General features: G+C 60.7%; 24 protein-coding genes. 3 read left to right on the top strand and 21 right to left on the bottom strand.

Translation table 11 applies throughout. The features are described from left to right. Positions 1-197: 197 nt before the first annotated feature. Positions 198-1,127, bottom strand: a complete 930-nt coding sequence (locus WC392_01150; GenBank protein ID MFA5240960.1) for a tRNA-dihydrouridine synthase family protein — start codon at positions 1,125-1,127, stop codon at positions 198-200. Between the two features lie 282 nt (positions 1,128-1,409). Between WC392_01150 and WC392_01145 the strand changes: the two genes are divergently transcribed. Then, a complete protein-coding gene (locus tag WC392_01145) occupies positions 1,410-1,586 on the top strand; it encodes a hypothetical protein (GenBank protein MFA5240959.1) in 177 nt (58 codons plus the stop codon). A gap of 95 nt (positions 1,587-1,681) precedes the next feature. On the opposite strand, the gene WC392_01140 is transcribed toward WC392_01145, so the two are convergent. Then, positions 1,682-2,272 (bottom strand): hypothetical protein, encoded by a 591-nt coding sequence (locus WC392_01140; GenBank protein MFA5240958.1) that lies wholly within the window; start codon positions 2,270-2,272, stop codon positions 1,682-1,684. Between the two features lie 181 nt (positions 2,273-2,453). On the opposite strand from WC392_01140, the gene WC392_01135 reads away from it, so the two are divergent. Then, positions 2,454-3,035: a uracil-DNA glycosylase family protein gene (locus WC392_01135; protein ID MFA5240957.1), complete on the top strand. Its 582-nt coding sequence runs from the start codon at positions 2,454-2,456 to the stop codon at positions 3,033-3,035. On the opposite strand, the gene WC392_01130 is transcribed toward WC392_01135, so the two are convergent. Next, positions 2,965-5,205: a YgiQ family radical SAM protein gene (locus WC392_01130; protein MFA5240956.1), complete on the bottom strand. Its 2,241-nt coding sequence runs from the start codon at positions 5,203-5,205 to the stop codon at positions 2,965-2,967. The two genes, WC392_01135 and WC392_01130, sit on opposite strands and share 71 nt — an antisense overlap. Positions 5,206-5,459: 254 nt before the next feature. Between WC392_01130 and WC392_01125 the strand changes: the two genes are divergently transcribed. After that, positions 5,460-6,224 (top strand): GNAT family N-acyltransferase, encoded by a 765-nt coding sequence (locus WC392_01125; protein MFA5240955.1) that lies wholly within the window; start codon positions 5,460-5,462, stop codon positions 6,222-6,224. 21 nt (positions 6,225-6,245) lie between these two features. Here WC392_01125 and cysS read toward each other — a convergent pair whose 3' ends face one another. From cysS to WC392_01035, 18 genes are all read right to left on the bottom strand, one after another. Further along, positions 6,246-7,643, bottom strand: a complete 1,398-nt coding sequence (cysS, locus tag WC392_01120) for a cysteine--tRNA ligase (GenBank protein ID MFA5240954.1) — start codon at positions 7,641-7,643, stop codon at positions 6,246-6,248. A gap of 54 nt (positions 7,644-7,697) precedes the next feature. Continuing rightward, positions 7,698-8,126 (bottom strand): type II toxin-antitoxin system VapC family toxin, encoded by a 429-nt coding sequence (locus WC392_01115; GenBank protein MFA5240953.1) that lies wholly within the window; start codon positions 8,124-8,126, stop codon positions 7,698-7,700. After that, a complete protein-coding gene (locus tag WC392_01110; GenBank protein MFA5240952.1) occupies positions 8,110-8,385 on the bottom strand; it encodes a hypothetical protein in 276 nt (91 codons plus the stop codon). The genes WC392_01115 and WC392_01110 overlap by 17 nt, the downstream gene beginning before the upstream one ends. 115 nt (positions 8,386-8,500) lie before the next feature. Continuing rightward, the gene (gene murJ / locus WC392_01105) at positions 8,501-10,039 is read right to left on the bottom strand and encodes a murein biosynthesis integral membrane protein MurJ (GenBank protein MFA5240951.1); all 1,539 of its coding nucleotides are present in this window, start codon (positions 10,037-10,039) and stop codon (positions 8,501-8,503) included. 3 nt (positions 10,040-10,042) lie between these two features. Then, positions 10,043-10,933, bottom strand: a complete 891-nt coding sequence (gene cysM, locus WC392_01100) for a cysteine synthase CysM (protein ID MFA5240950.1) — start codon at positions 10,931-10,933, stop codon at positions 10,043-10,045. A 38-nt stretch (positions 10,934-10,971) separates the two neighbouring features. Then, positions 10,972-11,967, bottom strand: a complete 996-nt coding sequence (locus tag WC392_01095) for a GGDEF domain-containing protein (protein MFA5240949.1) — start codon at positions 11,965-11,967, stop codon at positions 10,972-10,974. 22 nt (positions 11,968-11,989) lie between these two features. Further along, a complete protein-coding gene (locus tag WC392_01090) occupies positions 11,990-12,304 on the bottom strand; it encodes a ComEA family DNA-binding protein (protein MFA5240948.1) in 315 nt (104 codons plus the stop codon). Between the two features lie 27 nt (positions 12,305-12,331). Next, complete coding sequence (rfaD, locus tag WC392_01085) at positions 12,332-13,327, bottom strand: ADP-glyceromanno-heptose 6-epimerase (GenBank protein ID MFA5240947.1); 996 nt, start codon at positions 13,325-13,327, stop codon at positions 12,332-12,334. Positions 13,328-13,444: 117 nt separating this feature from the next. After that, positions 13,445-14,368, bottom strand: a complete 924-nt coding sequence (gene rfaE1 / locus WC392_01080) for a D-glycero-beta-D-manno-heptose-7-phosphate kinase (GenBank protein ID MFA5240946.1) — start codon at positions 14,366-14,368, stop codon at positions 13,445-13,447. An 80-nt stretch (positions 14,369-14,448) separates the two neighbouring features. Continuing rightward, positions 14,449-15,771 (bottom strand): UDP-glucose/GDP-mannose dehydrogenase family protein, encoded by a 1,323-nt coding sequence (locus WC392_01075; protein MFA5240945.1) that lies wholly within the window; start codon positions 15,769-15,771, stop codon positions 14,449-14,451. Then, positions 15,768-16,496, bottom strand: coding sequence for an orotidine-5'-phosphate decarboxylase (gene pyrF / locus WC392_01070; protein MFA5240944.1), 729 nt, complete (start codon positions 16,494-16,496; stop codon positions 15,768-15,770). The genes WC392_01075 and pyrF overlap by 4 nt, the downstream gene beginning before the upstream one ends. Then, positions 16,493-17,668 carry a lipopolysaccharide assembly protein LapB gene (gene lapB, locus WC392_01065; GenBank protein MFA5240943.1) on the bottom strand — a complete coding sequence of 392 codons (1,176 nt, stop codon included), beginning with the start codon at positions 17,666-17,668 and terminating at the stop codon, positions 16,493-16,495. Before lapB ends, pyrF begins: the two co-directional genes overlap by 4 nt. 12 nt (positions 17,669-17,680) lie before the next feature. After that, positions 17,681-17,977 carry a LapA family protein gene (locus tag WC392_01060; protein ID MFA5240942.1) on the bottom strand — a complete coding sequence of 99 codons (297 nt, stop codon included), beginning with the start codon at positions 17,975-17,977 and terminating at the stop codon, positions 17,681-17,683. An 87-nt stretch (positions 17,978-18,064) separates the two neighbouring features. Then, the gene (locus tag WC392_01055; protein MFA5240941.1) at positions 18,065-18,349 is read right to left on the bottom strand and encodes an integration host factor subunit beta; all 285 of its coding nucleotides are present in this window, start codon (positions 18,347-18,349) and stop codon (positions 18,065-18,067) included. 59 nt (positions 18,350-18,408) lie between these two features. Then, complete coding sequence (rpsA, locus tag WC392_01050) at positions 18,409-20,121, bottom strand: 30S ribosomal protein S1 (GenBank protein MFA5240940.1); 1,713 nt, start codon at positions 20,119-20,121, stop codon at positions 18,409-18,411. Positions 20,122-20,269: 148 nt separating this feature from the next. Then, positions 20,270-20,971: a (d)CMP kinase gene (gene cmk / locus WC392_01045; GenBank protein MFA5240939.1), complete on the bottom strand. Its 702-nt coding sequence runs from the start codon at positions 20,969-20,971 to the stop codon at positions 20,270-20,272. Between the two features lie 7 nt (positions 20,972-20,978). Then, positions 20,979-22,337, bottom strand: coding sequence for a 3-phosphoshikimate 1-carboxyvinyltransferase (gene aroA / locus WC392_01040; protein MFA5240938.1), 1,359 nt, complete (start codon positions 22,335-22,337; stop codon positions 20,979-20,981). Positions 22,338-22,439: 102 nt separating this feature from the next. After that, the gene (locus tag WC392_01035; GenBank protein ID MFA5240937.1) at positions 22,440-23,306 is read right to left on the bottom strand and encodes a prephenate dehydrogenase/arogenate dehydrogenase family protein; all 867 of its coding nucleotides are present in this window, start codon (positions 23,304-23,306) and stop codon (positions 22,440-22,442) included. Between the last annotated feature and the right edge of the window lie 12 nt (positions 23,307-23,318).

Here is a 23,318-nt window from a genome sequence, read left to right as displayed (position 1 = left end):
GGCGACAGGTGAAATGTGAAACCGCTCGGGCTTTGCCCTTGCTGTGAAGCGTGAAATGTAATACCCGATGAAGCTGGGTACGAGGAGCAGGCATCTGCGATGCACTGAGCTTGTCGAAGTGCGGGTGTTTTTACATTTCACGCTTCACAAACAAAGCGTAGCGAGTGACTTCACGCTTCAACAAAACGTGTTTTACGTTAACGCCCCAGCAGCATTCTTCCCACTGCATCCGGATCGCGCTCGGTGCGCAAGGTCTGGTGCAGCATGTCTGCCTCCGGGTAGGCGCTGCGCAGCATGCCCAGCCACTGTTTGAGCCGCCCTGGCGCGTGTTTTGCCTCCACCCGGCAACGCAGGCGCTGATAGTAATCCACCACCCACGGGAGCAAGGCGGGCCAGGGCATGGCCGCCTCTCCTGTCCTGATGCGTAGCATCAGGTCCGGGCGGACGATGGCGCCGCGCCCGATCATCACGTCGCTGCAACCGCTGACCTGGCGAATGTTTTCCCAATCCTCCGGCGACCACACTTCTCCATTCGCCACCAGCGGCAGTTTCACGGCCTCGCGGATGCGGGCCAGCCACTCCCAGTGCGCGGGCGGGCGATAGCCGTCGGTCTTGGTGCGGGCGTGGACGGTGAGCTCGTCGGCGCCAGCTGCTTCGATGGCGCGGGCGCAGTCCAGCGTCAGCGAGGTATCCGTCAGCCCAAGGCGCATCTTGGCAGTGACGGGGATGTGTTGCGGCACGGCGCGGCGCGTGGCGGCGACGATGGTGTGTATGGTTTCCGGATATTGCAGGAGGGCCGCGCCGCCACCGTGACGATTGACCATGGGGGCAGGGCAGCCAAAATTGAGATCGATGCCCGGTGCGCCAAGAGCCGCGATGTGTGCGGCATTTTCAGCCAGGCATACCGGGTCGCTGCCCAGTAACTGCACGCGTACCGGCACCCCGGCACGCGTGCAGCCGCCGTTGGCCAGCTCCGGCACCGTGCGCAGGAGCACGCGCTCGGTCAGCAGATGGTGGGTGACGCGCACGAACTCGGCAACGCACAGGTCAATGCCGCCCAGGCGGGTCAATACATCACGCATGTCCTGGTCAGCAAGCCCCTCCATCGGGGCGAGAATCAGTCGCATGGCTTTGTTCGGAAGTTGCAAGGCGCTCATTCTAGAAGAAAAGCACACGGCTTGCTGGACGGATTCCGGAGATAAATACATGGGCGGTTCCACGTCGGGCTGCATTACCGGGCAATGAAACATCTTGTTACGCTTTGTTACCCGCGTGATATAGCCCGGAAACCTATTTTCCCTACCATGCATCACATCGACGGTCACAACAGCGTTTCAGCCATTTGGCGGGTGAACGCGACGGGTTGAATGATTCGTTGATTACTTTCTTAATTTTACAGGAATTGATTTATGAAAAAAGCACTTCAAGTTGCTGTACTTGCCTCCCTGCTGACTTCATTTTCGGCTTTTGCACACCATCCTGCCGAAGACATCGTCGATGCGGATACTTGGGAGATGATTGACCAGAATCTGGTGGATGTGGATTCTCCTCATCTGGATCTGGATTTCACGGATATGGGCAGTTAATCAGGGGAAGCCGGGGTGAAATCCCGGTTTTTTTCCATAACGCCCGTCGAAGGATGGGCGTTTTTGTTTCCAGGCCGGACTCATGCCCGGAAATGTCAAAGGTCGTGCAGCGGGTGAAATATGGTATTTCGTATGGCGCCTTCCAGAAACTGAAGCTTTGCATCCGTACCGGGCGAATTTTCCAACGCTGAGCGAATGGTGTAGGAGAATGTCGCCAATCGTACGTGTTGCGGCGGAATCGGGCGTGCAACGTACCACCAGTAATGCGTAACAGCCTGACCCTGCTCGGTAGTGCGCTCGATAATTTTTGCTATTGCATTTCCATTCGGCAGATTATCGACTTCGGAGGACTTGATGTCTTTCAGAATACACAGCGCCTTGGCCCCTGAATTTGCTGTAACCATTTTGGGCAAATTCACGGTGATCACATTGATCCGCAGCTTTCCAGTGTTTTCGCCTTTCTCATAGAATATCCCGTCGCCCTCGGGTTCGTATTCCTCTACCCAGTGTTTGGGAATAGAAAAAGTAATAATGCCGTCGCGATACTTGATTTCCTTGGTTTTTACGGCTTCGCCACCCACAGTGGCCGCGGATGCATGAGATAGGGCAAACCCTGCCAGAACGCAGAAAATGCCAAACCGCAGCGTTCGCGCGGCATTTTTTTCAATAAAATCATGCGAAAACATAATTCTTGACCTTAAGAAAATTGAAGGCATAGCGCAGTGTATGCCTCATTTGTCATGATGCCGGATAAAGTGGCGCAATGCGACGGTCCGTTTGCTGCATTGCATTATCGTGGTCGTGCGGCCATGCTGTCAGAATTACGCATATCCATTTGCATGGCAAGCCACATTAACCTCGCTCCCCATGAGTCTTGATAATTTACTGGAAAAAATCCGCGCCTGCCGCTTGTGCGAGGCGCATCTGCCGCTCGGGCCGAAGCCGGTTCTGCGTGCGGCTGGCAGCGCGCGGCTGATGATCGTGGGGCAGGCGCCGGGGCGGCGGGTACATGAGTCGGGGATTCCGTGGAACGATCCTTCCGGAGATCGCTTGCGTCTGTGGCTGAACATGTCGCGCGAGGAGTTTTACAACGAGCAACGCATCGCCATCATCCCGGCGGCTTTCTGCTATCCGGGTACCGGCGCCAATGGCGACCTGCCGCCGCGCCCGGAATGCGCGCCGCTGTGGCACCCGCAGTTGCGTGCCCAGTTGCCGCAGGTGCGGCTGACCTTGTTGATCGGCAGCTACGCGCAGGCCTATTACCTCGGCAAGCATGCCCAAAAGACCCTTGGCGCCACGGTGCAGGCCTGGCAGGAATACCTGCCGGAATTTCTTCCCCTGCCGCATCCCAGCCCGCGCAATCAGCGCTGGTTTGCACTCAACCCCTGGTTCGAGCAGGACGTTTTGCCGGCTTTGCGGCAGCACGTGGACGCGCTGTGGCAGGCGTAGGCTTTTTCGCCGCCTGAGCCTGCTGGCCGGGGCGGCGCGTGCCTTCCGCTGCGATCCCGGTGCCGGCGGGTTGCCAGTGCGGCACCAGGTGCCGCTTGCCGTTGCCGATCAGGTCGCTGCGCCCCATGCGCTTCAGGGCTTCGCGCAGCAGCGGCCAGTTGTTGGCATCGTGGTAGCGCAGGAAAGCCTTGTGCAGGCGGCGCTGGCGCTCGCCCATGGGAATGGGCACTTCCTCGCTCTTTCGCGTGACTTTCTTCAGCGGGTTGCGATGGGTGTGGTACATGGTCGAGGCCAGCGCCATCGGGGTGGGCAGGAATGCCTGTACCTGGTCCGGGCGGAAGCCGTTGGCCTTGAGCCATAGCGCCAGGTTGAGCATGTCCTCGTCGGTGGTGCCGGGGTGGGCGGCGATGAAGTAGGGGATGAGGTACTGTTCCTTGCCCGCTTCCTTGGAAAACTTCTCGAACATCGCCTTGAACTTGTCATAGGTGCCGATGCCCGGCTTCATCATTTTCGACAGCGGGCCGGGTTCGGTGTGCTCGGGGGCGATCTTGAGGTAGCCGCCGACGTGGTGGGTCACCAGTTCCCTGACGTATTCCGGGCTTTTCACCGCCAGGTCGTAGCGCACGCCGGAGCCGATCAGCACGCGCTTGACGCCGGGAATGGCGCGTGCCTTGCGGTAGAGCTGCACCAGCGGGCCGTGGTCGGTGCCCATGTTGACGCAGATGTCCGGGAACACGCAGGACAGGCGGCGGCAGGCGGATTCGATTTTCGGGTCGCGGCACTTGAGCCGGTACATGTTGGCGGTCGGGCCGCCCAGGTCGGAAATCGTCCCGGTGAAGCCCGGCGTCTTGTCGCGGATTTCCTCGATCTCGTGCAGGATCGAGGCTTCCGAGCGGCTCTGGATGATGCGCCCCTCGTGCTCGGTGATGGAGCAGAAAGTGCAGCCGCCGAAGCAGCCGCGCATGATGTTGATCGAGAAGCGGATCATCTCGAAGGCCGGGATGCGCGCCTCGCCATAGGACGGGTGCGGGCGGCGGGCGTAGGGCAGGCCGTAGACGTGGTCCATTTCCGCCGTGGTGAGCGGAAGCGGCGGCGGGTTGAGCCACACCTCGCGCTCGCCATGCCCCTGCACCAGGGCGCGCGCGTTGCCAGGGTTGGATTCGAGATGCAGGATGCGCGAGGCATGGGCGTAGAGCACTGCGTCGTCCTTGACCTGTTCGTAGGAGGGGATGCGGACGAAGGTGTGGGTGCGGTCGAGTTTGGGCTTGGGGTGGAAGTGCATGGGTGCTTCAACCCCTAACCCCCCTCGATCCCCCCTTGTCAGGGGGGAGGCGACGGTTTTCTCCTCCCCGGTCCACCCCCCCCTGATAAGGGGGGATGGGGGGGTTGGGAGGCCGGGAGGGGTTGGGCTTGGTTTTTCGTCGTAAGGATTGGGATGCGCCGCCACTGGCCCCGGCATGTCGAGATGGCTCGAATCCATCTCCGTCCAGCCCTCGGGTATTTCCTTGCGCATGAAGGCGGTGCCGCGCAGGTCGGTGATGTCGGCGATCGCTTCCCCGGCAGCGAGGCGGTGGGAAAGATCCACCAGCGCGCGCTCGGCGTTGCCGTAGATCAGCATGTCTGCCTTGGAATCGGGCAGCACCGAGCGTCGTACCTTGTCCGACCAGTAGTCGTAATGGGCGATACGGCGCAAGCTGGCCTCGATGCTGCCGACCACGATATTGGCCTTGGGATAGGCCTCGCGGCAGCGCTGCGAATAGACGATCACCGCGCGGTCGGGACGTTTGTTGGGCTCTGCGTTGGCGGTGTAGGCGTCGTCGGAGCGGATCTTGCGGTCCGAGGTGTAGCGGTTGACCATGGAATCCATGTTGCCGGCGGTGACGCCGAAGAACAGGTTGGGCTTGCCCAGCTGCTTGAAGGCCGCCGGGCCGTGCCAGTCGGGCTGGCTGAGGATGCCGACGCGGAAGCCCTGGTCCTCCAGCAGCCGCCCCACCAGCGCCATGCCGAAGCTGGGGTGGTCGATGTAGGCGTCGCCGGTGACGATGATGATGTCGCAGCTGTCCCAGCCAAGCGCGTCCATCTCCGCGCGCGAGGTGGGCAGGAAAGGCGCGGTGCCGAAGCGTTTGGCCCAGTATTTGCGGTGGGAGGTGATGCTGGGGGCGGTTTGCATGGATGCCATTTTACCCTTAAAAAACCATTGAACCGCAAAGGACGCAAAGGGGCGCAAAGGAATTCGAGTGCTTGAATATATGAGCGGCCTGGCTGGCGAGGCCATTCATAAATGGTGTTCCCTTGCGAACCTTTGCGTCCTTGGCGCTGAAATGCCTTTTTTGCCCGGTCACAAAAACTTAAGCTGGCTGTCACTTATCTGTCACTGCCTCTGTTTATCGTTCGCTCATACAAAATTGGAGAGGAGAGAACGAGATGTTGCTGAGTCAACAGACAGAAGTGGTGAAGCGCCGCGAGGCCAAGTTGTTTTACTGCTTTGCCCGGAGTGAAGCCGATATCGAGGAAGCGCAGCGCCTGCGCTATAAGGTCTTCGCCGAGGAGATGGGGGCGCGTCTGCCTACCCGCAAGGCCGGCGTTGATCAGGATATGTTCGACCCCTACTGCGACCACCTGCTGGTGCGCGATAGCGACAGCAACGAAGTGGTCGGCACCTACCGCATCCTGAGCCCGGAGCAGGCGAAGAAAATCGGCGGTTTCTATTCCCAGAGCGAATTCGATCTGACCCGCATCGCCCATCTCAGCGATCGCATGGCGGAAGTCGGCCGCTCCTGCGTGCATCCCGATTACCGCAGCGGCGCCGCGATCACCCTGCTGTGGGCCGGCCTGGCTGAGTACATGATCACCCGGGGTTACGACTATCTGATTGGCTGCGCCAGCATCAGCATGGCGGACGGCGGTCACAGCGCCGCGAGCCTGTATCACCGCATCAGCGTGGACAACATGTGCCCGGTGGAGTGGCGCGTGTTTCCGCGTCACCCGCTGCCGCTGGATGCCCTCAACCGCGACCTGAACCCGCCCATGCCGCCGCTGATCAAGGGTTATCTGCGTACCGGCGCCTATATTTGCGGCGAGCCGGCCTGGGATCCCGATTTCAATACCGCCGATGTGCTGGTGCTGCTGCCACTGGCGCGCCTGAACCAGCGTTACGCGCGTCACTTCATGGGTCAGAAGGCGGCCTGAACGATGGAATTTTCTGACGCTTCAGGCGCGACGCCACAAGGTCTCGCCACCGGGCTTGTCTTCGAGGACGATGCCAGCCTGCAGGAGATTGTCGCGGATGCGATCCGACTCGGCGAAATTCCGTGTTTTGCGAGCTTCAGCACGGGCGGCAATCTGCTCCTCGATCTCCTGTGGCGTTAAGCCGCTGCCGGATTCACCACCCAGGCCGCCTTGCAGGAACTCGCTGGGGTCGCGCTGCAGCAGGCCCAGTACTCCGCCTAGCGACTTCAGCAGTGCAGTGTTCACGGGGTCGCCGGATTTGTTGGCTTCCGTCGCCAAATCAAAAAGTTCGGCAATGGCCTCGGGCGTGTTGAAATCGTCCTCCATTGCTGCCCGAAACTTGGCTGCAAAAGGGTCGCTCCAGTCTACTTGGTGAGGAGTAAGGAGTGAGGAGTGAGGAGGGGTGTTGCTGAGCGCGGTATAAAGCCGCGTCAGCGCGCCTCTGGCATCGTCCAGGTGCTGGTCGGAGTAGTTCAGCGGGCTGCGGTAATGGGCGCGCAGGATGAAGAAGCGCACCACTTCCGGATCGTATTTCTGCAGCACTTCGCGGATGGTGAAGAAGTTGCCCAGCGACTTCGACATCTTCTCGTTGTCGATCCGCACGAAGCCGTTGTGAATCCAGTAGTTGACGTGCTGGTGGCCGTGCGCGCCCTCGGACTGGGCAATCTCGTTCTCGTGGTGCGGGAACTGCAGGTCCGCGCCGCCACCGTGGATATCGAAATGTTCACCCAGCAGCGCGTCGCTCATCACCGAGCACTCGATGTGCCAGCCCGGCCGTCCCGGTCCCCACGGCGAATCCCAGTTTGGTTCGCCGGGCTTGGCCGATTTCCACAGCACAAAATCAAGCGGGTCGCGCTTGCCTGCCGCCACGTCCACCCGTTCCCCGGCGCGCAGGTCGTCCAGCGACTTGCCCGAAAGCTTGCCGTAGCCGGGAAAGGCATGCACCGCATAGCACACGTCGCCATTGTCCGCGACATAAGCCAGCTGGTTTGCGATCAGCTGCGAAATCATCGCGATCATGCCCGGCACGTACTGGGTGGCGCGCGGTTCGTGCGCCGGCTTCTGCACCCCCAGCGCGGCGGCATCCTCGTCCATGGCGGCAATGAAGCGCCCCGTCAGCGCGGAAATGTCCTCGCCGTTTTCGGCGGCACGCCGGATGATCTTGTCGTCGATGTCGGTGATGTTGCGCACATAAGTGACGTCCAGCCCTTCCGCCCCGAGCCAGCGCTGGATCATGTCGAACACCACCAGCACCCGGGCATGGCCGAGGTGGCAATAGTCGTACACCGTCATGCCGCACACATACATGCGGGCCTTGCCGGGTTCGATGGGGATGAAGTCCTGCTTGGCGCGGGCGAGGGTGTTGTAGATTTTCAGCATTTTATTTATGAAAAATTCGGGTTGATTCTGTCAGGAAAAAGGAAATGGGGCCGGTCAACGCTCGCTTAGCCAGTTTTCCGGTGTCATGGCATGGGCGCCTGCCGGCGCGCGCGCCAGAAGTTCCCTGTCCCAGGATACCAGTGGAGCTCCCAGCTGGTTCGCCAGCGCGGCATAGATTGCATCGGCGCCCCGGATGAAACATTCCAGCGCGACGTGCTCCGCTGCCAGCGCCAACGATTCGTCAACCGGGTAGATGCGGATAGGTGTCCAGACCCGGATTTGCTCCATTATCCGGGAAGCAAGCGGCGAATTCCTGCCCGGGCGGGAAAAGGCCGCCGCCATTTCGGGAAACAGGATGGCGGGTGCGCAAAGATGCACACTGCGTTCAATCGCCACGCGCAGGAATTCCAGGCTTGTTGCGTGCTGCTCTTCATCCGCCTTGAATGCGGAAACGAGCACGGAAGCGTCAATAATTGCGAGCACTGCGGTCTTCAAAAAGCTGTTGCATGGCCGGTTTGCCGCACTTCCAGTCGGTTGCGTTGTCCTGTGCCAGACGCCCGATTTCAGCGGCAAAGCGCAGCGCCCGCTGGCGTGCGGTTGCCTGGTCGTCTATGTCCACGGCCTGGCCCAGCTCGTGCACTACTGCTCCGGTGATCAACTGCTTCAAAGTCATGCCACGGGCAACGGCTGCCGCCTTGGCCTGACGAAAGAGATCGTCGGGTATTTCAATGGTGGTTTTCATGGCCGGATATTTTAGGGGAAAGACAATTCATCATACCCATAAATATGGGTGGCGGCAAGGCGAGGGAGCGATTCACCCGGCCCCCCCGGCGGACGTGATTCCGCGGTTTCCCCCGCTATTCCGCCCCGCGTTTCACGAAATCCCGGGGCTTTACCCCCACCAGCCACAGCGCCGCGAAATAGGCGCTTGCCCCGGCAATGACCACCCATCCCAGGTGCAGCGCCCGGGTTACGATGCTGCCGCCTAGCCAGGCGGCTTCCGGGCCCATGGCGAACCACAGGGTGGCGGCCATGACCGCCAGGGCGATGGCGACCCGGAAAAGGAAGGCGGTCCAGCCGGGCTGGGGCTGGTAAATCCTGTGCTTGCGCAGATGGTAGTACAGCAGGCCGGCATTGAGGCAGGCACCCAGGCCAATGGCCAGCGCCAGCCCGGCGTGCTGGAGTTTCCAGACGAAGGCGAGGTTCATGAGCTGGGTGGCGAACAGGGTGAAAATTGCGATCTTGACCGGGGTGCGGATGTTCTGCCGCGCATAGAATCCCGGGGCCAGCACCTTCACCATGATCAGGCCGAGCAGGCCGGCGCTGTAGGCGACCAGCGCCTCGCGCGTCATCCACAGGTCGTGGGCGGAAAATTTGCCATAATAAAACAGCGTTGAAATCAGCGGCACCGCCAGCATCGCCAGCGCCAGTGCCGCGGGCAGGGCCAGCATCAGGGTCAGGCGCAGCCCCCAGTCGAGCAGGCTGGAGAACTTTTCGGGAGAGTCGTCGGAGTAATGCTTGGCCAGCGAGGGCAGCAGGATGGTGCCGAGCGCCACGCCCAGCATGCCGGTGGGGAATTCCATCAGGCGGTCGGCGTAATAGAGCCAGGACACGCTGCCGGTTTCGAGGAAGGAGGCGAAGATGGTGTTGATCAGCAGGCTGATCTGGGCGATGGAGACGCCGAACACCGCTGGGCCCATCAGTTTCAGGATGCGCCATACGCCTTCGTCTTTCAGGTTCAGGCGGAAGCGCGGCAAGAGACCGATTCTGGCCAGAAAAGGGAGCTGAAAGCCAAGCTGCAGCACGCCGCCGAGCAGTACCGCCGCCGCCAGCGCCATCACCGGCGGATGCAGGTAAGGCGCGAGCCACAGCGCGCAGCCGATGAAGGAGAGGTTGAGCAGCACCGGGGTGAAAGCGGGCACGGAGAATTTGCTGTAGGTGTTGAGGATGCCGCCCGCCAGAGATACCAGCGAGATGAAGAAGATGTAGGGGAAGATCCAGCGCAGCATTTGCACGGTGAGGTCGAATTTCTCCGGCGTGGCGGCAAAGCCGGGCGCGCTGATCCAGATCACCACTGGCGCGGCGAGAATGCCGATGACGCTCACGCCCAGCAGGATCAGCGCCAGCAGGGTGGCGACATGATCCACCAGGTCGCGCGTGGCATCGTGGCCGCGGCGTGTCTTGTACTCGGCCAGGATGGGCACGAAGGCCTGGGAGAAGGCGCCCTCGGCGAACAGACGGCGCAGCAGGTTGGGCAGCTTGAAGGCGACGAAAAAGGCGTCGGTTGCGATCCCTGCACCGAAGGCGCGGGCGATGATGGCGTCGCGCAGGAAGCCGAGAATACGCGACAGCAGGGTCATGCCGCCAACGGCGGCGAGGGCTTTGAGCAGGTTCATGCGTCAGGCGGGAAAGATGCCGGTGGAGAGGTAGCGGTCACCCCGGTCGCAGACGATGGAAACGATGATGGCGTTCTCGGCCTGGGCGGATACTTCGAGTGCCGCCGCCAGCGCGCCGCCCGACGAGATACCGGCAAAAATACCTTCCTCCCTGGCGAGGCGGCGAGTCATGTCTTCCGCCGCGTTCTGGTGGACTTCGATGATCTGGTCCACCAGGCTGAAATCGCAGATGCTGGGCAGGTATTCCGACGGCCATTTGCGAATGCCCGGAATCTGCGAGCCCGCCGCCGGTTGGGCTCCGATGATCCGGATATCCGGATTCTGTTCCTTGAGATAGCGCGAGCAGCCCATGATGGTGCCGGTGGTGCCCATGCTGCTGACGAAATGGGTGATTTTCCCCTCCGTGTCGCGCCAGATTTCCGGGCCGGTGCCCTCGTAGTGTGCGAGCGGGTTGTCGGGGTTGGAAAACTGGTCGAGGATGATACCCCTGCCTTCGTCCCGGAGCCGGTGAGCGGTATCGATGGCCGCTTCCATGCTGCCTTCCCGTGGTGTAAGCACAATCTCGGCGCCAAAGGCGCGCATCACCTGACGCCGCTCCATGCTCATGTGTTCCGGCATTACCAGCACCATTTTGTAGCCGCGCATTGCCGCCGCCATCGCCAGGGCGATGCCGGTGTTGCCGCTGGTGGCCTCGATCAGGGTGTCGCCGGGCCTGATTTCACCTCGTGCCTCGGCGCGCATGATCATGGACAGGGCCGGGCGGTCTTTTACCGACCCCGCCGGATTGTTGCCTTCAAGTTTGACCAGGATAGTGTTCGAGGTGTTGCCGGGGATGCGTTTGAGCCTGACCAGCGGGGTGTTGCCGACAAAATCTTCAATGGTTTTGAAATTCATGTTGATCCATTCTTTCAGAAATAATTAAGCGCGCATTGCTATGTTTGCACTGGAGGCTCCTGCTCCCTGGCAGTATTCTGGTAGAGATGGTCGAGTTCGGCATCTATCCCGGCCATGGCGATGCAATTCTTGCCATGTTCCTTGGCATGTTTTACCGCGCGCCCGGCACGGGCGTAGTAGGTTTCACGCTTTTCGTCCGGTTGCAGCAGGGCAACGCCGAAACTCGCGGTGAGGGGGCGCAGCAGTGGCAGGATGAGCAGGGATTCCATATCCATGCGCAGACGCTCGGCCACGATCATGGCACCCATTTCATTGGTTTCCGGCAGCAACACGGCAAATTCCTGGCCGCCATAGCGCGCGACCAGGTCCAGGGTCCTGGTCGCGCCGTTAAGGATGGTGGCCACATGCTGTAGCAGTTCGTCGCCGGTTTTCCGCCCGAACTGGTCATTGATGCTGTCAAAGTTGTCCAGGTCCAGCAACACCAGGGCAAGCGGGCGGCGGTAGCGCTCCCAGCGGAGGATTTCCTCGTTCACGCGCGAATCGAGCAGCTTCAGGTTGGCCAGGCCGGTAAGCCCGTCATTGCGCTTGATGGCTTCAACTTCCTCTTTCATTTTCTGCAAGGTGTGGTTGCGCCTGGAGAGCAGTTTGCGGTTTTCTTCCAGTTCCTGGTTGAGGCGCTCGTTTTCGCTGCTGAGAGACTCGAAAGCGGAGATGTCCAGTTCCGCTGCGAGCATGAATAACTGGTTGCGGCGGAAAATCGAACCGGCAAAGGCCCGGGTCAAGCCCTGTCCGATATTGAGGGTGATCAGTCCGGTGTAAAGCAGGCCTGTTTCGTCCGGCTGCATTTTCACCAGTTGGTCGAGCGACGGTTCGACAAGGCGATGTGCCACGTTCTCGCTTGTTCCGGGCGTCAGGCTAAAGCGAAATCCTTCGTTGGCCTCGATGATGTCGCCGTTGCTGTCGAACATGGCCACGGCAATCGCGCGTAGTGGATCAAGCCAGGGCGGGATGAAAGCGAAGCGGGCCGAATTCACGCTGGAATGCTTCTCGAGGAAATCATGGTTGCTTATTATGCACGTTTTTTCCGTCGGACCTCAGCGCGGCTGCGCTGGCTTTGCTGACAGTGAGTTCGGCACGCATCCTGGCAACGGTTTTTGGGCCGAATCCAGTCACTTTTTTCAGGTCGTCCACGTTGCGGAACGGCCCCATCTTGCGGCGGTAGTCGATGATGGCCCGGGCTTTCGCCGGGCCGATGCCTTTCACCGATTCGAGCTGCGCCTGGGTGGCGCTGTTGAGATCCACCAGCACGCCTGCCCGTGCCGTGCCCATGAAAGCCAGGCAGGCCAGCAAAACGATCAGGAATCTTTTCAATCTGAGGCTCCCGCCGGGTTGAGGTGCTCAGCGCTGTTTCAGCAGGTGCTCGACGTAGCGTTCCACACCCTGTTCCACGGTGTAGAGCGGGGTTTCGTACCCGGCCTGGCGCAGGGCCGAGATATCGGCCTGGGTGAAGCTCTGGTACTTGCCCTTGAGCGCTTCCGGGAAGGTGACATATTCGATGATGCCCTGCTGCTGCAATTGCTCCAGGGTCAGCGAGGCTTCGCCTTTTGCCTTGCGGCAGGCGTTGACGGCGGCCACGGCAACGTCGTTGAAAGCCTGGCTGCGGCCGGTGCCGAGGTTGAAAATGCCGGACTGGTCCGGGTGGTCGAGGAACCACATGTTGATCTTGACCACGTCCTCAACCGACACGAAATCGCGCCGCTGCTCGCCGTGGCCATAGCCTTCGCAGCCCTCGAACAGCTTGACCTTGCCCTCGGCCTGGTACTGGTTGAAGAAATGGAAGGCGACCGAGGCCATGCGCCCCTTGTGCTGCTCGCGCGGGCCGTACACGTTGAAGTAGCGGAAGCCCACGATCTGGCCGGTTTTTTCTTCCCACATCCGGCGCACGTACTGATCGAACAGGAACTTGGAATAGCCGTAGACGTTGAGCGGGCTTTCGTGTTCGCGCGACTCGCTGAAAATGCTGCCGCCGCCGTAGACGCTGGCGGATGAGGCGTAGAGGAAAGGAATTTCCTCGTTCTGGCAGTGTTCCAGCAGGGTGATGGAATAACGGTAGTTGTTCTCCATCATGTAGCGGCCGTCGGTTTCCATGGTGTCGGAGCAGGCGCCCTCGTGGAACACGGCTGTCATGGAGTCGTCGAACGCCCCGTCCAGTACGGCGTCGAGGAAATCTTCCTTGTCCATGTAATCGGCAATTTCGCAGTCCACCAGATTCTTGAACTTGTCGGCCTTCTTCAGGTTGTCCACCGCGATGATGTTGGTCTCGCCGCGATCATTGAGGGCCTTGACGATATTGGCGCCGATGAATCCCATGGCGCCGGTGACGATGGTGTACATGATTCTTCCTTATTCAATAATATGAACCACGGCGCACGGAGGGCACGGAGAAATTAACGCCCAATTTCACTGACATGCAATCTCCGTGTTCTCCGTGCGCTCCGTGGTTAAATGTTTTCATCCAAACAATTCCTCGTGACTCACCACCGCCGTGCCCAGCTTGCCGACCACGATGCCGGCGGCGCGGTTGGCGAGCTGCACCGCTTCTGGCAAATCCGCCCCGGCAGCGAGCATGGTGCCGAGGGTGGCGATTACCGTATCCCCGGCGCCGCTGACGTCGAATACTTCGCGCGCCTGGGTGGGTTCGTGCAAAGTCTCTCCTTCGCGGTACAGCGTCATGCCTTCCTCGCTGCGCGTGACCAGCAGGGCGGCAAGGTCAAGCTGGCTGCGCAGGGCCTGGGCCTTGCGCGTCAGTTCTTCCTCGTTGTGCCAGCTGCCCGCGACCTGCCTGAATTCGCTGCGGTTGGGCGTCAGCAGGGTGGCGCCGCGGTAGCGCTCGTAGTCTTCCCCCTTGGGGTCCACCAGAACCGGTTTGCCGCAAGCACGGGCCAGTTCGATCATGCGCCGGATGTGCGTCAGGCCGCCCTTGCCGTAATCGGAAAGGATCACCACGTCGGAGTCCGCCAGCATGCGTTCGAAATCGGCCAGCTTGTTCTGCAGCACCTCGTGGCCCGGCCAGGTTTCGAAATCAATGCGCAGCAACTGCTGCTGGCGGCCAATGACGCGCAGCTTGATGGTGGTGTCGAGTTCCGCATCGCGGTGCAGCACCACCTTGATATTCTCATGCTCCAGCAGCCGGGCCAGGCAGTCACCCGCTTCGTCGGTGCCCGCCACCGAGAGCAGCGCCACCTGCGCGCCCAGGGCAGCGGCATTGCGCGCCACGTTGGCCGCGCCACCAGGGCGCTCCTCGGTCTTGCCGACATGCACCACCGGCACCGGCGCTTCCGGCGAGATGCGGCTGACCTCGCCGAACCAGTAGCGGTCGAGCATGACGTCGCCGACCACCAGGACGCGAGCGCGTTTTAGCTCCTCACTCCTCACTCTTCACTCCTCATATACGATCTTTCACGCGATGTATCGCGAAGAAAGTCGGAATCCCGCGCAAGCGGGACCCTCACCTTTTACAGCCGTCCAATCGGGAAATATTCCAACCCCTGTTCGCGTACCGCTTTCGGCTCGTACAGGTTGCGGCCATCGAAAATGACCGGGTTTTTCAGGCTGGACTTGATGGCGGCAAAGTCCGGGGCGCGGAATACTTTCCATTCCGTGGCAATAGCCAGCGCGTCGGCCCCGACCATGGTTGCCATGGGCGAGTCGCACAGGGTGAGGCGTTTGTCGTCGCCATAGATGCGGTGGGTTTCTTCCATCGCCGCCGGGTCGTAGGCGGCAACCGTGGCGCCACGCTGCCACAGGCCTTCGATCAGCACGCGGCTGGGCGCCTCGCGCATGTCGTCGGTGTTGGGCTTGAATGCCAGGCCCCAGAGCGCGAAACGCTTGCCGGACAGATCGTTGCCGAAGCGCTCGGTGATTTTCTTGAGCAGGATGTGCTTTTGCAGGTCGTTGGCATCTTCCACTGCTTTCAATACCTGCAGCTCCAGTCCGTTGGCACGCGAGGTACGTTGCAGCGCCTGCACGTCCTTGGGGAAGCAGGAGCCGCCGTAGCCGCAACCGGGGTAGAGGAAGTGGTAGCCGATGCGCGGGTCGGATCCGATGCCGTGACGTACATGTTCGATGTCGGCACCAAGGATTTCCGCCAGGTTGGCAAGCTCGTTCATGAACGAGATGCGCGTTGCCAGCATGGCGTTGGCGGCGTACTTGGTCAGCTCGGCGGATTTGACGTCCATCACGATCAGGCGTTCGTGGTTGCGCTGGAACGGGGCGTAGAGGGCGCGCATCAGTTCCGTCGCCTTGGCATTGTCGGTGCCGACCACGATGCGGTCAGGGCGCATGAAGTCTTCCACCGCAGCGCCTTCCTTGAGGAATTCGGGATTGGAAACCACGCTGAAATCGAGGCCCGAAGCGCGTTTCTGCAGTTCTTCCTGCACCGCGGCGCGCACCTTGTCGGCGGTACCGACCGGCACGGTGGACTTGTCGACTATGACCTTGTATTCGTTCATGTGCTGGCCGATGGCGCGGGCCGCAGCGACCACATATTGCAGATCGGCGGAACCGTCCTCGTCCGGCGGCGTGCCCACGGCGATGAACTGGATCACGCCATGGGCGGCGCTTTCCGCGACATCAGTGGTGAAGCGCAGGCGCCCGGCAGCCTGGTTGCGCTGAACCATGTCTTCCAGGCCGGGTTCGTAAATGGGGATCTGGCCCTGTTTGAGCATGCCGATCTTGCGTTCATCCAGATCCAGGCACACCACGTCATTGCCCACTTCCGCCAGGCAGGTGCCGGTCACCAGTCCGACATAGCCGGTTCCAATAATGCTGACTTTCACTTCAGTTCTCCAATGTTTGCAATCTCTTGTCCGATCGCCTGCAATGCCTGCAAGGGATCTGCTGCCTGGGTGATGGGGCGTCCGATCACCAGATAGTGCGCGCCCGCGCGCAGCGCATCGGCCGGTGTCATGATGCGTTTCTGGTCGTCCTGGCTGGCGCTGGCCGGGCGTATGCCGGGCGTAACCAGACAGAACCCCGCGCCCAGTTCCTGCCGCAACATGGCCGCTTCCTGCGCCGAACAGACCACGCCGTCGAGATGGCAATCATGGGCCAGTGCGGCCAGGCGGCGCACCAGTTGCTGCGGTTCCTCGCTGATTCCCAAATCGGCCAGGTCGCTTGAACCCATGCTGGTCAGTACCGTGACCGCGATCAGCTTGGGCCGCTGCGGCACGCTTTCCAGCGCTTCGCGCGCGGCGTTCATCATAGCACGGCCACCAAGGGCATGAACATTGACCATCCATACGCCGAGGCCGGCCGCAGCCTTGCATGCCTGGGCGACGGTATGGGGAATATCATGGAATTTGAGATCGAGAAAAACGCCATATCCCTGGCTGACAAGTTGCTCCACCCAGGCCGGGCCGGCCGCGGTAAACAGTTCCTTGCCCACCTTGAGTTTGCACAGGGTGGGGTCGAGGCGCGCCACCAGTTGCGATGCGGCTGCGGCGCTGGAGTAATCCAGTGCGACAATGATTCTGGGGTCTGTGATTTGTTGCGCGTTTGTCATGATGGAGTGTCCTGATCTTCCTTGCGCTTGGGTGGCAGTGTTTCCCAGCCACCGCAGGCGGGGCAGCGCCAGTGAAAAAGCCGTGCCTTGAAGCCGCAGCTTTCGCAGCGGTAGAGGGCGAGGCGCAGGCTGTGCTGGTGAATCAGATTTTTTACCAGTGAAATGTCCTGCCTGCGCTCGGCTGGGGCATCCAGCAGCGCAGCTTCCAGCAGCTTGTCCAGTCCCAGCAGGCTGGGGTTGCGGCGCAACTCGTCGCGAACCAGCTCATAGGCGGCGCGCGGGCCCTCAAGTTCAAGCACGGCCTGGAATGTGGTATTGAGCAAATCGATGGAAGTATGATGGGTCAGATAGCCGCGCAGCAGAATCAGGGCTTCGTTGCTTTGTCCCAGCGTACGGTAATTGTCGAGCAGTTTTGCAGCGGTGAGCGTCAGGTATTCCGGGTTCTGGGTTTCGATTCGCTTCCAGAACTGAATGGCCTCTGCATGGCGTCCCGCCTGTGCTTCCAGGTCGCCCAGCATGATATTTGCGCGGGCACAGCTACGGGAACTTTGCAATGCCTGGTTGAGGTGAGCGCGAGCGGCATCCGGATTGCTCTGGGCGGTTTCATTTGCTGCCAGCTCGCAGAAAAATTGCGCAATTTCCTTGTTGAAAGAAGTGGGCGATGTCGCACTCAGTTGTCCCGCAATGGCAATGGCGTTATTCCAGTCCCGTTCGGTTTCATAAATTTCCAGTAAAAACTTGAGCGCCTGTTCGGCGTAGGCTGTTTGGCGCAAGTCGCTGAAAATTTGCTCGGCACGATCCAGCAGCCCCGCTTTCAGATAGTCCTGGCCCAGTTCGAAGCTTGCGCTAAGTCTTTTTTCGCTGTCCAGCCCCGTGCGGTCAACCAGGGTCTGGTGCATGCGGATGGCGCGTTCGATTTCTCCGCGGCGGCGAAACAGGCTGCCGAGGGCGAAATGAAGTTCCACGGTTTCCGGATCGGCGCGCACAACTTCAATGAAAGACTCGATCGCCTTGTCCTGCTGTTCGTTGAGGAGAAAGTTCAGCCCCCTGAAATAGGAAGCCGGAAGGCGGCGGGATTCGGACTGCAGATGTTTGATGTCAATCCGTGCGGCCAGCCAGCCGAGGCTAAAGAACAGGGGGAGCGCCAGTAGCCACCAGAATTCGAATTCCATCGTCAGCTTGCCCTAGGGGTTGGGCTGGACGGGGGCGTCCAGGGTGGTGGTTGTGAAGGTCTGCGAGAGAGCCTTGGCTTCTCGCCGCAATTTCTGGATTTCGCGCCGCTGTCTGAATACCAGTCCGAGCGTCGCGGCAATGCCGGATGCCGCGCCAAGGCTGAATGCCGTCACCAGGATCAGCGCCAGCGGCGCTTGCCACTGATAGCCAAGAAAATAATGCATGGTGATGCTATTGCTGTTCTTGAAAGCAAAACCGAGGGCCAGCAGAAATAGTGCAATGCCAGAAATCAAGGACAAATAACGCATGTCTTAAATCTTCATCAAGAAAAAAGCGGCATGATCTTGCGATTATGCCGCCATATTGGCTGACCGGTCAGGAGCCGGGAAATTACTTTATTCCGGGTAGTCCACACGTTCACGCAGTTCTTTGCCTGCCTTGAAGTGGGGGACATATTTTTCCGGCACACTTACCTTGCCGCCGGTTTTTGGATTGCGCCCGACGCGTGGCGGGCGGTAGTTCAGACTGAAGCTGCCAAACCCGCGAATTTCTATGCGTTCACCCTGGGCCAGGCTGGTCGCCATGGCTTCGAGTACAGTCTTGACCGCAAGCTCTGCGTCTTTTGCTACAAGCTGGGGGTAGCGAGCCGCCAGCTTATTAATCAATTCTGACTTGGTCATGAGTTTTCCCTGCGAGGACGGTCCGGCCAGGGCGAACCCCAGCCGGATTTACCCGATTGTTACTGACCGCTGTTTTTATTGTCCAGCTTGGCTTTCAGCAGGGCACCCAGGTTGGTGGTACCGGCGCTGGCCGCACTTTGCTCGCTGGCCATTTTGCTCATTGCGTCGGTTTCATCCGCCATGTCCTTGGCCTTGATGGACAGGCTGATGTTACGGTTCTTGCGGTCCACGCTGATGATCTTGGTCTCGACTTCGTCGCCTTCCTTCAGGTGGCTGCGAATATCTTCAACGCGATCACGGGAAACTTCAGAGGCGCGCAGGTAGCCTTCCACTTCGCCGTCCAGTGCGATGACCGCGCCTTTGGCGTCAATGGTCTTGACCGTGCCATTGACGATGTCGCCCTTGTCATGGGTGGAAACATAGTTGGAGAAGGGGTCGCCATCCATCTGCTTGATGCCCAGGGAGATGCGCTCTTTCTCGGCGTCGATGGCCAGCACCACGGCTTCCACTTCGTCGCCTTTCTTGTAGTTGCGCACGGCTTCTTCACCCGGCATGTTCCAGGACAGGTCGGACAGGTGTACCAGGCCATCGATGCCACCAGGCAGGCCGATGAAGATGCCGAAGTCGGTGATCGACTTGATCTGGCCCTGAACTTTGTTGCCCTTCTTCTGGCCAGCGGCAAATTCGTCCCAGGGATTCGGTTTGCATTGCTTCATGCCCAGGGAGATACGGCGGCGCTCTTCGTCGATTTCCAGAATCATGACTTCGACTTCGTCACCCAGGCTCACAACCTTGGCGGGGTGTACGTTCTTGTTGGTCCAGTCCATTTCGGAAACGTGTACCAGGCCTTCGATGCCCTGCTCGATTTCCACGAATGCACCGTAGTCGGTGAGGTTGGTAACCTTGCCGAACATGCGGGTGCCTTGCGGGTAGCGGCGCGACAGGTTGACCCATGGGTCGTCGCCCAGTTGCTTGATGCCCAGGGAGACGCGGTTCTTTTCCTGGTCGAACTTGAGAATCTTGGCTTCCACTTCGTCACCCACGGTGAGGACTTCGGAAGGATGCTTGACGCGGCGCCAGGCCAGGTCGGTGATGTGCAGCAGGCCGTCGATGCCGCCCAGATCCACGAATGCGCCGTAGTCGGTGATGTTCTTGACGATGCCCTTGACCACTGCGCCTTCTTTCAGGTTTTCCAGCAGAGCCTGACGCTCGGCGCCCTGGCTGGCTTCCAGCACGGCACGGCGCGATACCACCACGTTGTTGCGCTTGCGGTCGAGCTTGATGACCTTGAATTCCATCTGCTTGCCCTGGTAGGGCGTGGTGTCCTTGACCGGGCGGATGTCCACCAGCGAGCCGGGCAGGAAGGCGCGGATGCCGTTCACGGTGACGGTCAGGCCACCCTTGACGGAGCCGCTGATGACGCCGCTGACCAGTGTGCCTTCTTCCATTGCCTTGTCGAGGTCGTTCCAGGCGGCCATGCGCTTGGCTTTTTCGCGCGACAGTTTGGTCGAACCGTAGCCGTCTTCCATGGCTTCGATGCAAACGCTGACGAAATCGCCAGGCTGAACTTCGATTTCGCCCAGGTCGTTCTTGAATTCGTTGGCGTCGATCACGCTTTCGGACTTGAGGCCGGCATTGACGATCACCACGTCGTTGTCCACGGACACGACTTCAGCGGTAATCAGTTCACCTGAACGCATTTCCTGGCGTTGCAGGCTTTCTTCAAACAGGGCGGCAAAACTTTCGGAGGAGGCAGGAGCAGCAGTAGTCATAAAAAATAAAATCCACTAACCCGTAATGAGCCACGGGGCAAGTTGTTGATTGTCAGAATCGGCAGTATTTACAAAAAGATAAAACGGCGCGTCTGGTTCGGCTTTCAAGCCGATAAACGCGCCGCTTAGAATTCCGCAAAACCTAAATTCATGACGCCTGACGGACGCTATCCTGATATTGCGCCAGAACTTCGGTCACCGCTTCGGCGATGTTGATAGAACTGGTTTCAAGCAGGTGGGCATCCGCAAATTTCTGCAGGGGGGCAACACTACGGGCACTGTCGCGCGCATCGCGTTGTTGCAGATCCTGCAAAATCTGCGAAAGATTAGCATGCATTCCTTTTCCCATCAACTGTTTATAGCGCCGTTCCGCTCTAACCTCGGCGCTGGCGGTGAGGAAAATTTTGAGCGTGGCGTCAGGAAACACTACCGAGCCCATGTCGCGTCCATCCGCCACCAGGCCTGGCGCCGTGCGGAAGCTGCGCTGGAACTCCAGCAAGGCCTGGCGCAGGCGGGGCAGTGTAGCGATGCGGGAAGCTGCATTGCCGGAGGCCTCGGAACGCACGTCATCGCCCACTTTTTCACCGGCGAGCCAGATTTCGCCATTGTCGAAACGCACATCGAGCTGGCTGGCGAGCTGAGCCAGTGCGGCTTCGTCCTCCAGGGCGATGCCGGCGCGCAGCGCCGCCAGGGCGGTAACGCGGTAAATGGCGCCGCTGTCGAGATAGTGAAATCCCAGTTCTTTTGCTACCAGTGCGGCAACGGTGCCCTTGCCCGAAGCGGAGGGACCGTCGATGGCGATGACGGGAATGGGTGAGGGGTGAGGAGTGAGGAGTGAGGAGTGGTGCATTTGTGGCTCAAGAATTATGGGCAATGGATTGCAGGCTGTTGAAGTAGTCCGGGAAGGTCTTGGCCACGCACTTCGGGTCGTTGATGCGCACCGGCACACCGCCTAGCGAGATCAGCCCAAAACACATCGCCATGCGGTGGTCGTCATAGGTGTCGATGACTGCATTCGGCGTCAGGGTGGCGGGGGGGGTGACGCGGATAAAGTCCGGACCTTCCTCCACAGTCGCGCCGACCTTACGCAATTCGTTTGCCATGGCAACGATGCGGTCGGTTTCCTTGACGCGCCAGCTGGCGATGTTGCGCAGGGTGGTGGTGCCGTCGGCGAACAGGGCGGCTACCGCCAGGGTCATGGCGGCGTCGGGGATGTGGTTGCAGTCGAGGTCGATGGCCCGGAGTTTGCCCGTGCCGCTGGATTCGATCCAGTTGTCGCCCATCGTGATGGTGGCGCCCATCTGTTCCAAGGCTTCGGCAAAGCGCACGTCGCCCTGGATGCTGGTCCTGCCCACGCCCTCGACGCGCACCGGGCCTTTGCCGATGGCTCCGGCGGCGAGGAAGTAGGAGGCGCTGGAGGCATCGCCTTCGACATGAATCTCGCCCGGACTGGTGTATTTCTGCCCGGCGCGGATGGTGAACACCTGCCAGCCCTGGCGCTCCACTTCGACGCCGAAACGGCGCATCAGGTTGAGTGTGATTTCGATGTAGGGCTTGGAAATCAGTTCGCCGATCACTTCGATGTTCACGTCCTGCCCGGCCAGCGGCGCAGCCATCAGCAGCGCGGTGAGGAACTGGCTGGAGACATTGCCGCGAATTTTGACTAGCCCTCTCCCCAGCCCTCCCCCGGAAGCGGGGGAGGGGGTCTTGGTTCCCTCTCCCGCTTGCGGGAGAGGGTTAGGGAGAGGGTTGGCCGGCTTGATGTTCAGCGGCGGGAAGCCTTCGTTGCCGAGATAGCGGATATCGGCGCCGAGCTGGCGCAGGCCGTCCACCAGGTCGCCGATGGGGCGCTCGTGCATGCGCGCCACGCCGCTGAGCTGGTAGTCGCCCTGGCACAGGGCCAGGACGGCAGTCAGCGGGCGGAAGGCGGTGCCGGCATTGCCCAGGAACAGGGCGGCACTTTTGACGGGAAACGCGCCGCCCACGCCGTGCACGCGATAGTCGCGGCTGGCGCCGTGCTGTTCCCATTGCACGCCGAGCTTCTTCAGTGCTTCCAGCATGTGGCCGGTGTCGTCGGACGCCAGCAGTGCCTTGACCTCGGTCACCCCTTCGGCCAGCGCGGCCAGCAGCAGGGTGCGGTTGGAAATGCTTTTTGAGCCGGGCAGGGTGATGCTGCCGCTGACGCGGGCGATGGGAGAGAGATCGAGGTATTCCATGTCGTGATGAGCTTATCGTAGGATGGGTTGAGCGCAGCGAAACCCATCGGTTGCGTTATCGGGAATGGCATGCAGGATGGGTTTCGCTGCGCTCAACCCATCCTACTCCTTGCCGGCCAGCCATTCGGCGCGGGCGGTGCGGGCGTGGCCGAATACTTCTTCCAGTGCTTTGCCGTCACCCTGTTCCAGCATGCCGCGCAGGCGGTCGAGCTGGGACTGGTAGGTGTCGATTTCCCGGATCAGCGCATCCCGGTTGGCCAGGCAGATGTCGCGCCACATTTCCGGGTGGCTGCCGGCTATCCGGGTGAAGTCGCGGAATCCGCCCGCCGCATAGCTGAACAGCTCCCTGGCATTGGCGCGGAAGGCGATGTCTTCCACCAGGGCAAAAGACAGCAGATGGGGAAGATGGGAGACTGCGGCGAAAATCTCGTCATGCTTTTGCGCAGGCATGGTGTTGACGATGGCGCCGCAGGTCTGCCACATGCGGGCAATCCGGGACACGGCTTCGGCATCGTTTTCAGGCAGAGGCGTAACCACGACATTACGACCCTGGAACAGATCGGCAAAGGCCGCGGCGGCGCCGCTCTTTTCTGCGCCGGCGATGGGGTGCCCGGGAATGAAACGGCTCAGATGCTCCGGCAGATGCTGCCGGGCGCAGGCGATGACATCGCGCTTGGTGCTGCCGGCATCGGTCACGATGGTGCCGGGCGCCAGATGGGGCGAGAGTTCCTGCATGGTCGGCTGCATGGCGGCAACCGGCACGGCCAGCACAATCACGTCGGCCTCATGCGCGGCAGCGGCCAGGCTGGTTTCAATCCGGTCGATGATGCCAAGCGTGCGCGCGGTTTCGAGGTTTTCCCGGCTGCGCCCGACGCCGACGATCTCCCCGACGGCACCGGCCTGGCGCAAGGCCAGCGCCAGCGAGCCGCCGATCAGGCCGACACCGATGATGACGAGTTTGTTGATCATTTAGAAGCGATT

Source organism: Sulfuricella sp. (assembly GCA_041651995.1).
In the GTDB taxonomy this organism is placed as follows: domain Bacteria; phylum Pseudomonadota; class Gammaproteobacteria; order Burkholderiales; family Sulfuricellaceae; genus Sulfurimicrobium.
This window is presented reverse-complemented; position numbering and strand designations above follow the sequence as displayed.

What these genes read in the sequence shown, in the direction of transcription:
- WC392_01150 (MFA5240960.1), bottom strand. Translation starts at nt 1,127, where the DNA reads ATGCGACTGATTCTCGCCCCGATGGAGGGGCTTGCTGACCAGGACATG.
- WC392_01145 (MFA5240959.1), top strand. Translation starts at nt 1,410, where the DNA reads ATGAAAAAAGCACTTCAAGTTGCTGTACTTGCCTCCCTGCTGACTTCA.
- WC392_01140 (MFA5240958.1), bottom strand. Translation starts at nt 2,272, where the DNA reads ATGTTTTCGCATGATTTTATTGAAAAAAATGCCGCGCGAACGCTGCGG.
- WC392_01135 (MFA5240957.1), top strand. Translation starts at nt 2,454, where the DNA reads ATGAGTCTTGATAATTTACTGGAAAAAATCCGCGCCTGCCGCTTGTGC.
- WC392_01130 (MFA5240956.1), bottom strand. Translation starts at nt 5,205, where the DNA reads ATGCAAACCGCCCCCAGCATCACCTCCCACCGCAAATACTGGGCCAAA.
- WC392_01125 (MFA5240955.1), top strand. Translation starts at nt 5,460, where the DNA reads ATGTTGCTGAGTCAACAGACAGAAGTGGTGAAGCGCCGCGAGGCCAAG.
- cysS (MFA5240954.1), bottom strand. Translation starts at nt 7,643, where the DNA reads ATGCTGAAAATCTACAACACCCTCGCCCGCGCCAAGCAGGACTTCATC.
- WC392_01110 (MFA5240952.1), bottom strand. Translation starts at nt 8,385, where the DNA reads ATGAAAACCACCATTGAAATACCCGACGATCTCTTTCGTCAGGCCAAG.
- murJ (MFA5240951.1), bottom strand. Translation starts at nt 10,039, where the DNA reads ATGAACCTGCTCAAAGCCCTCGCCGCCGTTGGCGGCATGACCCTGCTG.
- cysM (MFA5240950.1), bottom strand. Translation starts at nt 10,933, where the DNA reads ATGAATTTCAAAACCATTGAAGATTTTGTCGGCAACACCCCGCTGGTC.
- rfaD (MFA5240947.1), bottom strand. Translation starts at nt 13,327, where the DNA reads ATGTACACCATCGTCACCGGCGCCATGGGATTCATCGGCGCCAATATC.
- pyrF (MFA5240944.1), bottom strand. Translation starts at nt 16,496, where the DNA reads ATGACAAACGCGCAACAAATCACAGACCCCAGAATCATTGTCGCACTG.
- lapB (MFA5240943.1), bottom strand. Translation starts at nt 17,668, where the DNA reads ATGGAATTCGAATTCTGGTGGCTACTGGCGCTCCCCCTGTTCTTTAGC.
- WC392_01060 (MFA5240942.1), bottom strand. Translation starts at nt 17,977, where the DNA reads ATGCGTTATTTGTCCTTGATTTCTGGCATTGCACTATTTCTGCTGGCC.
- WC392_01055 (MFA5240941.1), bottom strand. Translation starts at nt 18,349, where the DNA reads ATGACCAAGTCAGAATTGATTAATAAGCTGGCGGCTCGCTACCCCCAG.
- rpsA (MFA5240940.1), bottom strand. Translation starts at nt 20,121, where the DNA reads ATGACTACTGCTGCTCCTGCCTCCTCCGAAAGTTTTGCCGCCCTGTTT.
- cmk (MFA5240939.1), bottom strand. Translation starts at nt 20,971, where the DNA reads ATGCACCACTCCTCACTCCTCACTCCTCACCCCTCACCCATTCCCGTC.
- aroA (MFA5240938.1), bottom strand. Translation starts at nt 22,337, where the DNA reads ATGGAATACCTCGATCTCTCTCCCATCGCCCGCGTCAGCGGCAGCATC.
- WC392_01035 (MFA5240937.1), bottom strand. Translation starts at nt 23,306, where the DNA reads ATGATCAACAAACTCGTCATCATCGGTGTCGGCCTGATCGGCGGCTCG.